We start from the raw sequence: 12,457 nt of genomic DNA on the forward strand, positions 1-12,457 counted from the left end.
CCGCAGAACCGCCGGGCCCGGTGCGGGCGTTCCCGGCGCCGCCGCCCGGGTCGGCATCGTCGATCGGCGGGGCCCGCGACCGGCTCGCCGAACGGTACGCCGAGTTGCTCCGTACGCTCGTGCTGGCGGCACCGGCACCCGCCGGCTTCGACGTCGAACGCCTCCGGATCCAGGCTGACCGGCTGGCCGCCAGACGCCGACGGCATCAGCATCACCGGCCCAGCTGACAACAACACGACTCAACCGGGCCAGAAATTGCCGTTACCGTCATGGGATGGCGCCGGATCGTGACGACGAGCCCACGGTCCGGGCCCTGCCGGCATCGCGGCTGAGCGCGAGGTTGTCGACGTGCCGACCCCGGAGTTCGGGACGCACCGACCGAGCCTCCCGGCAACGCCGGCCGGTACGCCGTTTCCGGGTTCGGCTGCCGGCCAATCCATTGCCCCGCAACCTCTGGCGGCTGCGCCGGTACATCCGTCCGTACGCCGGACAGCTCGTCTGGCTGCTGCTCGCGGCGTTCGCGGCGACCGGGGCGAGCATCGCCGTACCGCTGGTGGTCCGGCACGCGGTCGACGGCCCGATCGCGCACCGCGACCCGATGGGCCTGCTCCGGCTCGGTGGGCTGGCGCTGCTGTTCGGGCTCGCCGAGGCCGCGCTGATCTTCATCCGACGCTGGGCGCAGTCGTCCTCGGCGGTGGGGATGGAAACCACCATCCGCGACGAGCTCTACGCCCACCTGCAACGACTGCACATCGGCTTCCACGACCGCTGGCAGTCCGGCCAACTGCTGTCCCGGGTCACCAGCGATCTCTCGGTGATCCGGCGGTTCCTCTCCTTCGGACTGCTCTTCCTGATCGTCAACACCGCCACCTACCTCACCGTGGTGACCCTGCTGATCACGTTGCACTGGGGGCTCGGACTCCTGGTCGCTGCCGGTGCGGTGCCCCTGTTCCTGGCGACGCGGCGGTTCACCCGGGCGTACCTGGTGGCGGCCCGGCGACTCCAGGACGAACAGGGCGACCTCGCCACCCTGATCGAGGAGTCAGCCCAGGGTCTGCGCACCATCAGGGCATTCGGCCGGCGGCCGGAGATGACCCGCCGGTTCGGTGCCGGTGCCCACCAGTTGCACGACACCGCGACCGGCAAGGGCCGGCTGCTCGCCCGTACCTCGGCCCAGTTCGACCTGATCCCCAACCTCACCCTCGGTGCGGTGCTGGTCGCCGGTGCCGTCGCCGTCGCACACGGCTCGCTGACCATCGGAGAACTGGTCGCCTTCGTGACCCTGCAACTGATGCTGATCTGGCCGATCGAGTCGCTCGGCTGGATCATCGCGAACGCGCAGGAGGCGATGACCGCCGCGGACCGGATCCACGAGGTACTCGACACCCGTCCCACCGTCGTCGACCGCCCCACGGCGGTGGCGCTGGGCAGCATCGCCGGCGCCGGTCGGGGCGGCGCGGTCCGCTTCGACGGGGTCTGGTTCGGCTACCCGCAGGGCGCACCGGTGCTCCGGGGCGTCGAGTTGACCGTCCAGCCGGGCGAGACGCTGGCCGTCGTCGGCGCCACCGGCTGCGGCAAGACGACCCTGCTGTCGCTGTTGCCCCGGCTGTACGACGTCACCGCCGGGCGGATCACCCTGGACGGCCGGGACATCCGGGACGTCCAACTCGACTCACTGCGCCGCCGGGTCGGGGTCGCGTTCGAGGAGGCCACTCTCTTCTCCATGTCGGTTTGGGAGAACCTCACCCTGGGTCGGCCGGACGCCGACGAGGACGAGGTACGTGCCGCGCTCGCGGTGGCGCAGGCCGATTTCGTGTACGACCTGCCGTGGGGGCTGGCGACGCGGATCGGCGAGCAGGGTCTGTCCCTCTCCGGTGGGCAGCGTCAACGCCTCGCCCTGGCCCGTGCCGTACTCGGGCGTCCCGGGGTTCTGGTGCTCGACGACCCGTTGTCCGCACTCGACGTACACACCGAGGCGCTGGTGGAGGACGCGTTGTCCCGGGTGCTCCGGGACACCACCGCGCTGCTGGTCGTGCACCGGCCGTCGACCGTGGCGCTCGCCGACCGGGTGGCGCTGCTCGCCGAGGGCCGGATCGCGGCGGTCGGCACCCACTCCGAGCTGCTGCACACCGTGCCGGCGTACCGCTCGGTGCTCTCCGCCGCCGGGGACACCGACGATCTCGGCCTCGTCAGGTCGTGACGCCGGCCATGCCCCTCAACGACACCGGGCCCGGCACGTCGAGCACCCCCACCTCGGGCACCCCCACCTCGGGCACCGCCACCTCTGGGACCGGCCCGGCCGACGTGACCCGGTGGCGGGGCCTCGCCGCCGATCCGGAGGCGGACCGTACCGCCGCCGAGACCGACACCGCGCAGGGCATCGCCCGACTCCGGGCCCGCAGCCGGATCCTGCTCGGCTCGCTGGTCCGGCCGCACCGCCGGCTGATCGGCATCGCCGTGGCCCTGCTGCTGTTGCAGAACGCGGCCGGCATGGCCGGGCCGTACCTGGTGATGCTCGGCATCGACCGGGCCATCGGACCGCTGCGGGCCGGTGACGCCGGACCGCTGCTCGCCGTGGCCGGCGCGTTCGCGGCCGCGGCCGTGGCCGAGTACGCCGGCAAGCGCGGCTTCCTCACCCTGTCCACCCGGATCGGTCAGGCCATCCTGCTCGACCTGCGCCAGCGGGTGTATGACCACTTCCTGCGACTGTCGGTCAGTTTCCACGAGCGGTACACCTCGGGCCGGCTCGTGGCCCGGCTGACCAGCGACATGGACTCGATCGCCGAACTGGTCGACGGCGGAATCGACGATCTCGTCCTCGCCGGGCTCTCCATCGTCTCGGTGGCCGGCATCCTGCTCTGGCTCGACCCGCCGCTCGCCGCCGTCACCCTGCTCGCCTTCCCGTTCCTGCTCTGGCTGTCCCGCTGGTTCGCCCGCGCCTCCGGGCACGCCTACCGGCGTACCCGGGAGGCGGTCGCGCTGGTGATCGTCCACTTCGTCGAGTCGCTGGGCGGGATCCGGGCCGTCCAGGCGTTCCGTCGGGAGCCGCGCAACCAGCAGATCTTCACCGCCGTCAACGACGACTACCGGCGGGCCAACCTCACGGCGTTCCGGCTGATCGCCACGTACTCGCCGGCGATCAAGGTGATCGGGAACGTGACGATCGCGGTGGTGCTGACGTACGGCGGAATGCGGGTCCTGGACGGCCACACGGAGATCGGTGTCCTGGCGGCGTTCCTGCTCTACCTGCGCCGGTTCTTCGAGCCGATGCAGGAGTTGAGCCAGTTCTACAACGCGCTCCAGTCCGCCACGGCCGCGCTGGAGAAGCTGGCCGGGGTGCTCGACGAACGGCCGGGCGTGCCGGAACCGGCGCGGCCCCGTCCACTGCCGACCGGGTCGCCGCGCGGTGCCATCGACTTCCGCTCGGTGGTCTTCAGCTACCGGTCGGACACCCCGGTCCTGCCGGAGCTGACCCTGTCGATCCCGGCCGGCCAGACGGTGGCGCTGGTCGGCGCGACCGGTGCCGGCAAGTCGACGGTGGCCAAGCTGGTCGCCCGGTTCTACGACCCGACCCGGGGATCGGTGACCCTGGACGGGATCGACCTGCGCGACGTCGCCGACGCCGACCTGAGGCACGCGATGGTCATGGTTACCCAGGAGAACCATCTCTTCGCCGGCTCGGTGGCCGACAATATCCGGTTCGGTCGGCCGGGCGCGGCCGACGCCGACGTGATCGCGGCGGCCGACGCCATCGGCGCACACGACTTCATCGCCGCACTCCCGGACGGGTACGCGACCGACGTGCACCGGCGCGGTGGTCGGCTCTCCGCCGGGCAGCGGCAGCTCGTCGCGTTCGCCCGGGCGTTCCTCGCCGACCCGGCGGTGCTGATCCTCGACGAGGCGACGTCGTCCCTGGACATCCCGAGCGAACGACTGGTCCAGCGGGCACTTCGCACCATCCTGGCCGACCGGACCGCCATCGTCATCGCCCACCGCCTGTCCACAGTAGAAATCGCGGACCGGGTACTGGTCCTGGAGGGTGGCCGGGTCGTCGAGGACGGCCCGCCCGCCACCCTGGTCGCCCGGGACGGCCGCTACGCCACCCTGCACCGCCAGTGGCGCGACTCCCTGCTCTAGATGTAAGGAAGGGCCCCTTGTTATCGCTTTTTGTAGAAGAAGGGCCCCTTCCTAACACCCCTTGTCACACCCGTACGGCAGCATGCGGGGAGCTGGCGAGGTGGAGCGGGGGGACACGGTGGTGGTGCGGGTGATGAGCCGGCGACGGTCGGCCGTGGCGATCGAAGCGGCGGCACCGGGCGCGCTGGTGCTCGACGTGACCTCACGCGGGCCCGCCCCCTGGGTCCGGTTGAGCCCGTTCTACCCGCACGGCGGCATCCCGGTGCCCTTCAGCCCCGCCGACACCGGCGAATCCGTGGAGGGCATCTGGCAGGCGCTCAAGGTGTTCGCCGATGCCGACGTCGACCCGAGCCGGCTGCGGGTGACGACGATGAAGGGACTGAAACGGACCGTCCGCCGGTACGGTGCGGTGCGTGGCCACCGGACCGGGCTGACCGGCGACCGGCTGTTGGGCTACGAGGAGGCCAGGCGACGCATCTACCTGCCGGCGTACCGGTGGACCCTGGAGAACGCGGCCGCCGACCTGGTCGCCGAACTGCGCCGGATCAGCCTCGACCGCGACGTGGTGCTGCTGGACTACACCACCAACGGGGACGTGACAGACCTGGGTACGCCGCTGTCGCACGCCGCCCTCGTCGCGCTGTACCTGTCGGGGAACTGGCCCGTGGAGTCGCCCGACACCGAATGACCAACGGCGGGAAATCGGGGTCGGGCGACCGGCTACCTCCCGTACCATCGGCCAATGACGGATACGGACCGGTACCAGCGCGCCGGTGTCCCCGAGCGACCGAGCCTGGACGGCTTGGCGGAGAAGTGGGCACGCCGCTGGCAGGAGGAGGGCACGTACGCGTTCGACCGCGCGAAGAGCCGTTCGGACGTGTTCGCGATCGACACCCCTCCGCCGACCGTATCGGGCGAGCTGCACATGGGGCACGTCTTCTCGTACACCCACACCGACACGGTGGCCCGGTTCCAGCGGATGCGCGGCCGGACGGTCTTCTACCCCATGGGCTGGGACGACAACGGGCTGCCCACCGAGCGCCGGGTGCAGAACGTGTACGGCGTCTCCTGTGACCCGACCCTGCCGTACGCCCCGGACTGGCGGCCGCCGGAACGACCGGTCGACGAGGCGGCCCGCAAGGCGCCGACCCCGATCTCCCGACGCAACTTCGTCGAGTTGTGCGCGACGCTGACCAGCGAGGACGAGCAGGTCTTCGAGGCGCTGTGGCGGCGCCTCGGGCTGTCGGTGGACTGGTCGCTGACGTACACCACGATCGGGGACCGAGCCCGGGCCACCTCGCAGCGGGCCTTCCTGAACAACCTCGCCCGGGGCGAGGCGTACACCGCCGAGGCGCCCGCGCTCTGGGATGTCGGCTTCGGTACGGCGGTGGCCCAGGCCGAGTTGGAGGACCGGGAGCGCCCGGGGGCGTACCACCGGATCCGGTTCGAGGTGCTGGCGCCCGGTCCCGGCAGCGTCGGTACTCCGCCGGCCCCCGGTCCCGACCGCGAGGAACGCTACGTCTACGTCGAGACCACCCGCCCCGAACTGCTGCCGGCCTGCGTGGCGCTGGTCTGCCACCCGGACGACGAGCGGTACGCCGACCTGGTCGGCGGCCGGGTCCGTGTCTCGCTGTTCGGCGCCGAGGTGACGGTGTACGCACATCCGCTGGCCGACCCCGCGAAGGGCACCGGCCTCGTGATGACCTGCACCTTCGGGGACCTGGCCGACGTGACCTGGTGGCGGGAACTGCGCCTGCCCACCCGGGTGGTGATCGGCCGGGACGGGCGGCTGCTGCCGGAGCCTCCGGCCGAGGTCGATCCGACCCCGTACGCCGAGTTGGCCGGTCTGCGGGTGAACGCGGCCCGGCGGCGGATCGTGGAACTGCTCGCCGCCTCCGGCGACCTGATCGGCGAGCCGAAACCGGTGACCCATCCGGTGAAGTTCTACGAGCGGGGCGACAGCCCACTGGAGATCATCTCGACCCGGCAGTGGTATCTCCGCAACGGCGGCCGGGACGCCGAACTCCGGGCCGAGCTGCTCGCCCGGGGGCGGGCGCTGAACTGGGTGCCGGAGCACATGTGGCACCGCTACGAGCACTGGGTGAGCGGCCTGACCGGGGACTGGCTGATCAGCCGGCAGCGCTATTTCGGGGTGCCGTTTCCGATCTGGTACCGGCTCGACGACGCTGGCGAGCCGGACTACGCCCAGCCTCTCACGCCAGAAGTGTCTCTGCTGCCCATCGACCCGACTTCCGACAGCCCGGCGGGCTACGACGAGTCGCAGCGCGGTCAACCGGGTGGTTTCATGGCAGATCCGGACGTGATGGACACCTGGGCCACCTCGTCACTGACGCCGCAGATCGTCGGCGGGTGGCACGACGATCCCGACCTGTTCGCCCGGGTCTTTCCGATGGACCTCCGGCCGCAGGGCCAGGAGATCATCCGTACCTGGTTGTTCTCCACCGTGGTCCGGGCGCACCTCGAAGCCGGGGTGCTGCCCTGGCGGGACGCCGTGCTCTCCGGCTGGATCCTCGACCCCGACCGCAAGAAGATGTCCAAGTCCAAGGGGAACGTGCAGACCCCGCTGGCGTTGCTGGAGGAGAACGGCCCGGACGCGGTCCGGTACTGGGCGGCGAGCGGGCGACCCGGCACCGACCTGGCGTTCGACCCGGGCCAGATCCGGATCGGCCGCCGGCTGGCCACCAAACTGCTCAACGCGTCGAAATTCGCCCTCGGCCTGGGCGCCGCCGACGCCCTCCGGGCCCCGGCGACCGAGCCGCTGGACCGGTCGATGCTGGCCACACTATCCACTGTGGTCGCCACCGCGACCGCCGCCTTCGACCGGTACGACCACACCGATGCCCTACAGGCCACCGAGTCGTTCTTCTGGCGGTTCTGCGACGACTACATCGAGTTGGTGAAGGGGCGGGCCTACGGTGAGGGGTCCGGTGCCGACTCCGCCCGGGCCGCGTTGGCCGCCGCCCTCTCCGTCCAACTGCGACTGTTCGCCCCGTTCCTGCCGTACGTCACGGAGGAGGTCTGGTCGTGGTGGCGGTACGGCTCGGTGCACCGCTCGCCGTGGCCGACCACGTACGAGATCCAGCGGGTGGCCGCCGACGGCGACCCGGCCCTCCTAGACCTGGCCGGCGCGGCCCTGACCCAGATCCGCCGCGCCAAATCCGAACGCAAACTCTCGATGCGCACCGAAATCCCCCTCGCCGAGGCACTGGGCCCGGCCGCAATGCTGGAACAGCTAACCACCATCGCCACCGACCTCAAAGCCGCCGGCCGGATCACCAAACTCGACTTCCTCCCCGACCGCACCCCGGAACTCGTCATCGCCTGCGCCTTCTGAGATGTAAGGAAGGGCCCCTTCTTATCGCTTTTTGTAGAAGAAGGGCCCCTTCTTAACACCTGTCGGAGAGCCAGTTCGCGTGCTGGGTGCGTAGGTCGTCGCGGAGGGCGACGGTGGAGAGCAGGACGTCGGCGCCGCCGTCGTACGGGGCGTAGAGCCAGGACAGGTCCGCCGGGGCGACGATCACGTGCGACACCTGGTCGTCGGCGACCTGGCGGAGCAACGGATCCAGCCGACCGGGCTGCCACCCGACCCGGTTGACGTAGGCGTGCGCGAAGAGGAGTTCCGGCTCCAGGTGCGGCCAGGAGAGCACCGACCAGCACTCCGCGTCGGGGAGCAGTTCCGCCAGGAGTGGCGTCCGGCGGCGCGGCACCGGCGTACCCGCCAACTCAAGCGTGATCACCTGCAACTGCGAGATCTCGCCACCGGGTTGGTCGAGCGGGGAGTTGGGCAGGGAATCGAGCGGGGAGTTGGGCAGGGAGTCGAGCAGCGAGTTGTGCCGGTGCAGGACGGTCGCGTACTCGTCGTCCGTGTCCGGGTGGCGCTTGGCGTCGGGGAGGGTGTGGAAGCGTACCCAATGATCGCCCAACCCCCTCAGGTCAGCACTGATCGGCGGCACCCCCGGCCAGCGGGCGTCCCACCGGTCCCGCAGCGGGTGGCCGTCGGTGCCCGGCGGAGGCCAGCTCCGCACCTCCCCCGTCGGCACGGCCTGCCGGCCCGACGCGGCCACCTCGCGCAGCGCGCGGACGTACGGGTCGTCGGTCGGCGCGTCCGGGTCGGCGTCGAAGACCGCGATCAGCGAGCCACCGTCCCACCCCCAGCGGTACACGTCCCGCCAGATCCGCAGGTTCGGGTGCTCGACCTCCCGGCGCGCCTCGGCCGGCGCCAACAGCGCGATCGCCGCCGCGAGCTGGTCCCGGTCGACCCGCACCGAGCCGGTGGCACCGTGCCAACCCACGGCCGTGGCCAGTACCGCGGCGGGCAGTACGTGGTCCCGCTCGTTGACCCGGACGAACTGGATCTCCCCCTCGACCTCCACCACGACCGGCTTGCCGTCGCTGTCCTGACCACCGGTCGTCGTCGCGGCGAACCCGATCCCGTGCAGGGCGGGCCGCTCCCAGCCCAGGTCACGCTCGAATCGCGCCCGTGCCTCGTCAATGTCCTCAGCCGTCACCCAGGTCTGCGTCACAGCGAGATCATCGCAAATCGCATCACCGGAAAGCGATCGTCGACCCGGCGCCGGCCCCCGGGGTCCCGCGCCCGCCGTCGGAGTGTCATTCCGGTACGCCGTTACCAGTCCAGTTGTGGACTCCCCAACTCGGCACGGGCAGCCGCCGCGAATCCTCGCTCCGCGCGGCGACACCGATCGATGATCGGATCTGGTACCTGACCTGCCGGGTGTTCTGCCCGTGCCTCGGCGAGACGGCGCACCTCGACGACGACAGTCTGAGCGCGTGCGGTGGTGTCCGCCTCGTGCGCGATCAAGCCGACCTCCATCCGGAGCCGCAGGGTGCTGATCGCGGCATCGGCGCCGTCGGCGTGGCGCTGTGCCGAGAAGGTCGACGCCTCGATGATGCGTACGTCCGGACTCATCACGGTCGCGCGCCAGACCCGGGCGGCGGCGAGGAAGTCGGCGTAGATCCGGCGGCGCTCCTGCACGGAGCGCTCTGCCTCCTGACGGCGCCATGCCTGGGTCTGAACCCTGGCGGACAGAACGCCGCCGAGCGCGACTCCGGCCAGTACCCCGAGAGTGCTGATCAGGGCGACAACGACTTGAACCATGTCCGCTGGCTCCGATCCGTCAGCCGTCGACCCGACGGTAGGCGTACCGGGCAATGTAACCCGGGACCCGGACCGACCCGGATCGATGTCGTCCAGGGTCCCATCGGCCACGGAATCGATGATGCCGAACATCGCGATATTGGCCGATCGAAGCAGTGATAAATGTCCACGTGCCGGCGCGGCGGGTCACTGTAACGAAATCCCACCCAATCACGCTGCGATATCCGCAGTTCGTCGGGCGGCGGGGACCACGGGCTGGTTATCGGGCGAAGAAGGGCCGCCAGTGCACCACTGTCCACGGCCCTCCAAGCAGGATACGCCGCCGGACGAGACGATCCTCACATCGAGACCCATCACTCGACAGACCTCATGACCTGCACGAACAGGTCAAGTGTCGTAGGCTCGCCACTCGGCCAGCCGACCCCCGTTCAGTATGTCGCTGATCGCGACCCGCCCTGCCCCAGTAGCGGCCCCGACCCGCCCGACCATTTGGAGAATTCACACCGATGATTCTCCACCGAGGCCGACACAAGCTCAACCAATAGCAGAAAGAGTTCACCGTGGCCACACCAGAGAACGCACGTCGATTCGTCACCCTGGCCGCCGCCGCACTGATGGTGCTGGTCGGCAGCGCCTGTGGCAACGGTGCCGACGCCGGCTCGACCGGCGACACCGCGAGCTTCGGCGGACCGCCGACCGCGACGGCGCCGGCGAAGGCCAGCACGCCGGCACGCCCCAAGACGATCACGTCGGCGTGCAAGCTCCTTCCGGCCAGCGTGGTGGTCAAGGTGCTCGGCGGCTCCAGCGAGACCAACCTCAAGGCCAACGAGGCCCCGGTCGAGGAGAAGGAAACCAAGAGGTACAGCTGCGGCTACGAGGACAACGACCGCGAGGCCCTGTCACTGATCGTGACGGCGTACCCCGACCGGGCCGACACCGTGAAGGAAACCATCGACGCCATCGCCAAGAGCAGCGAGGCCAGGACGACCCGGATCGACGGAGTGGGCGCCGACGCCGTGTCCTACGTTACCGACGGCGCCCGGGTGCTGGCCCTTGCCCTGCCGTACGAGACGGATCTGCGGCTGGCCATCCTCACCGGCCCGTCGATCATCCCGCAGAACAAGCTCGCCGAACTCGGGAAGCAGCTCGCTTCCCGGCTCTGAGCCGGCGGTAGTTCAGTTCAGAGCCGGCGGTAGGACGAGGATCCGGAGGTCAGCTCCGGGCGGGGGTCCAGCCGGTGGCGGTGAAGCGGTTGGCGTCGGTGCCCTCGCCGTGGAAGAGCAGCCCGTTCGTGCCCGCGACGAGCAGGCGGTCGACGTACACGCCCCGGCCTCGCGAACTGCCGTCGGTGGCGTAGCTCCAGCGCAGGTCGGTGGTGCCGGCCGGGACTTCGGCGAACGCCTGCCACCAGCGTCGTCCGCCGTATCCGGTGACCGAGCCCTCGGCGGTCCACCGTCCGCCCGCACCGACGAACGTCACGTCGACCGGGGTCCAGGTCTGACCACCGTCGGTCGAGGACTGGAAGTGTAGGACGTCGTAGCGCGGCTCGGTGTCGTACCAGAGCTGGAAGCTGGCCACCGCGGCGCGGCCGGCGGCGCGACGCAGCGGTGCGGTCAGGGTGACGCTGCCGCCGTCGCGGTCGTCCGCGCGCCAGGCGCTACCGCCCAGCGGTGGCCGGACCGGCATCGCGTACGCCAGGTCGCGGGCCAGCGCCCGCCTGGCGACGGTGTTGGTGCCCCAGGCCCGGTCCGGGTGCACCCGGTTGGTCAACAGGATCAGGAAGGTCTGCGCCAGCGGGTCGATCACGATCGACGTGCCGGTGAACCCGGTGTGCCCGAAGGTGACCGGCGAGGCGAGCGGGCCCATGTAGCCGTGCTTGTTCAGCTCGAAGCCCAGCCCCCGGTCGCTGTCCGGATAGCGGCTCTCCAGCTCCGCGTTGTAGTTGACCAGCATGGTCCGCACGGTGGACTCGCGGAGGATCCGGGCGCCCCGGTACTCGCCCCCGTTGAGCAGCATCTGGCAGAAGATCGCCAGGTCTGCGGCGGTGGAGAAGAGGCCGGCGTGTCCGGCCACCCCGTCCAGCGCCCAGGCGTTCTCGTCGTGCACCTCGCCCCAGACCATGCCCCGGTCGGCGTACGGCTGGTACTCCGTCGCCGCGATCCGGTGCCGGATCGCCGGTGCCGGGTTGTAGCCGGTGTCGACCATCCGCAGCGGCCCGGTCACCTCGGTGCCGACCAGTTCGGCCAGCGCTCGGCCGGTGACCCGTTCCACCAGTACGCCGAGTGCGATCAGCCCGAGGTCGGAGTAGACGTACTGGTTGCCGGGGCTGGCGCCGGCGGCGAACGGGGTGGCCAGGGCGGCGGCCCGGCGCTGCTCCGGGGTCGGGTACGCGCTCCACAGTGGTGCGAACGCCGGCAGCCCGCCGGTGTGGGTGAGCAGCATCCGTACGGTCACCGCCTCCTTGCCCCCGGCGGCGAACTCGGGCAGGTACCGGACCACCGGTGCGTCCAGGTCGATCGTGCCGCGCTCGACCTGCCGGAGTGCCACCACCGTGGTGAACAGCTTGGAGATCGAGGCGAGGTCGAAGATCGTGTCGGGGCGCATCGGGATCTGTTCGTCGGCCGGCAACTCGACCCCGATCCGGCCCGGAGCCGGCCCGACGGCACTGTACTTCACCGCCGTGCCGATCGCGTCGTGCCGGACCACCACCCCGTCCTTTGCCGCGAGCAGCACCGCACCGGCGTAGGTCGGGAAGTTGGGATGATCGGCCGTCGGCGCCAGGTACGCCTCCGCGTCGGTGCGCAGCCGGTCGACGTACTCGGGGAGCAGCCCGACCTGCTGGGGAGTGCCGCTGCGCAGGGTGCGGTGCGCGAACCGGATGTCGTCCGGGTCGACGGCCGGCGGGCCACTCTCCCACCCGGCCAGCGCGTTGTCGGGCTCCACCGCGGCTTCCTGCACGATTCCCTGTTCGACCTTGGGACCCTGCACGATTCCCTGGCCGACCCTGGGGCCGGCGGCGGCCGGTGTAGCCGCGGTCAGGACCGTGACCAGGACCAGGATTCCTGTCGCGCTGCCGGTAACGCCGGTACCGCCTGTGCCGATCCGTCGACGGAGCATCGCCGCACCTCTCTGCCAGCCTTCGACAAGCATGAAGGTTTCCTTCGCTATATACAAGGACAGGGA

Annotated in this window: 9 protein-coding genes; 6 read left to right on the forward strand and 3 right to left on the reverse strand. The window is 70.8% G+C overall.

The genetic code is table 11. The features are described 5' to 3' along the window. Positions 1 to 20 precede the first annotated feature (20 nt). The 5 genes from ACFP2T_RS48160 (at position 21) to valS (ending at position 7,492) form a co-directional block, all read left to right on the forward strand. Positions 21 to 227 carry an SCO6045 C-terminal-like domain-containing protein gene (locus ACFP2T_RS48160; RefSeq protein WP_465264255.1) on the forward strand — a complete coding sequence of 69 codons (207 nt, stop codon included), beginning with the start codon at positions 21 to 23 and terminating at the stop codon, positions 225 to 227. A 47-nt stretch (positions 228 to 274) separates the two neighbouring features. Next, positions 275 to 2,200: an ABC transporter ATP-binding protein gene (locus ACFP2T_RS01605; protein WP_377416449.1), complete on the forward strand. Its 1,926-nt coding sequence runs from the start codon at positions 275 to 277 to the stop codon at positions 2,198 to 2,200. Beyond that, a complete protein-coding gene (locus ACFP2T_RS01610) occupies positions 2,197 to 4,137 on the forward strand; it encodes an ABC transporter ATP-binding protein (RefSeq protein ID WP_377416451.1) in 1,941 nt (646 codons plus the stop codon). Before ACFP2T_RS01605 ends, ACFP2T_RS01610 begins: the two co-directional genes overlap by 4 nt. A gap of 100 nt (positions 4,138 to 4,237) precedes the next feature. Continuing rightward, positions 4,238 to 4,825: a DUF6939 family protein gene (locus ACFP2T_RS01615; RefSeq protein WP_377416453.1), complete on the forward strand. Its 588-nt coding sequence runs from the start codon at positions 4,238 to 4,240 to the stop codon at positions 4,823 to 4,825. 54 nt (positions 4,826 to 4,879) lie between these two features. Continuing rightward, positions 4,880 to 7,492 (forward strand): valine--tRNA ligase, encoded by a 2,613-nt coding sequence (gene valS, locus ACFP2T_RS01620; RefSeq protein WP_377416455.1) that lies wholly within the window; start codon positions 4,880 to 4,882, stop codon positions 7,490 to 7,492. 52 nt (positions 7,493 to 7,544) lie between these two features. On the opposite strand, the gene ACFP2T_RS01625 is transcribed toward valS, so the two are convergent. Both ACFP2T_RS01625 and ACFP2T_RS01630 read right to left on the reverse strand, forming a co-directional pair. After that, positions 7,545 to 8,681: a DUF3885 domain-containing protein gene (locus tag ACFP2T_RS01625; RefSeq protein ID WP_377416457.1), complete on the reverse strand. Its 1,137-nt coding sequence runs from the start codon at positions 8,679 to 8,681 to the stop codon at positions 7,545 to 7,547. Positions 8,682 to 8,782: 101 nt separating this feature from the next. After that, positions 8,783 to 9,274, reverse strand: a complete 492-nt coding sequence (locus ACFP2T_RS01630) for a hypothetical protein (protein WP_377416459.1) — start codon at positions 9,272 to 9,274, stop codon at positions 8,783 to 8,785. Between the two features lie 560 nt (positions 9,275 to 9,834). On the opposite strand from ACFP2T_RS01630, the gene ACFP2T_RS01635 reads away from it, so the two are divergent. Continuing rightward, positions 9,835 to 10,437, forward strand: a complete 603-nt coding sequence (locus tag ACFP2T_RS01635) for a hypothetical protein (protein WP_377416461.1) — start codon at positions 9,835 to 9,837, stop codon at positions 10,435 to 10,437. A gap of 49 nt (positions 10,438 to 10,486) precedes the next feature. Here the strand turns inward: ACFP2T_RS01635 and ACFP2T_RS01640 are convergent, their stop codons facing one another. Further along, a complete protein-coding gene (locus ACFP2T_RS01640; protein ID WP_377416463.1) occupies positions 10,487 to 12,424 on the reverse strand; it encodes a serine hydrolase in 1,938 nt (645 codons plus the stop codon). Between the last annotated feature and the right edge of the window lie 33 nt (positions 12,425 to 12,457).

It is taken from the genome of Plantactinospora solaniradicis (assembly GCF_042658085.1).
In the GTDB taxonomy this organism is placed as follows: domain Bacteria; phylum Actinomycetota; class Actinomycetes; order Mycobacteriales; family Micromonosporaceae; genus Plantactinospora; species Plantactinospora solaniradicis.

Coding starts and splice junctions, on each gene's coding strand:
- ACFP2T_RS01605 (WP_377416449.1), top strand. CDS start 275: ATGGCGCCGGATCGTGACGACGAGCCCACGGTCCGGGCCCTGCCGGCA.
- valS (WP_377416455.1), top strand. CDS start 4,880: ATGACGGATACGGACCGGTACCAGCGCGCCGGTGTCCCCGAGCGACCG.
- ACFP2T_RS01630 (WP_377416459.1), bottom strand. CDS start 9,274: ATGGTTCAAGTCGTTGTCGCCCTGATCAGCACTCTCGGGGTACTGGCC.
- ACFP2T_RS01640 (WP_377416463.1), bottom strand. CDS start 12,424: ATGCTTGTCGAAGGCTGGCAGAGAGGTGCGGCGATGCTCCGTCGACGG.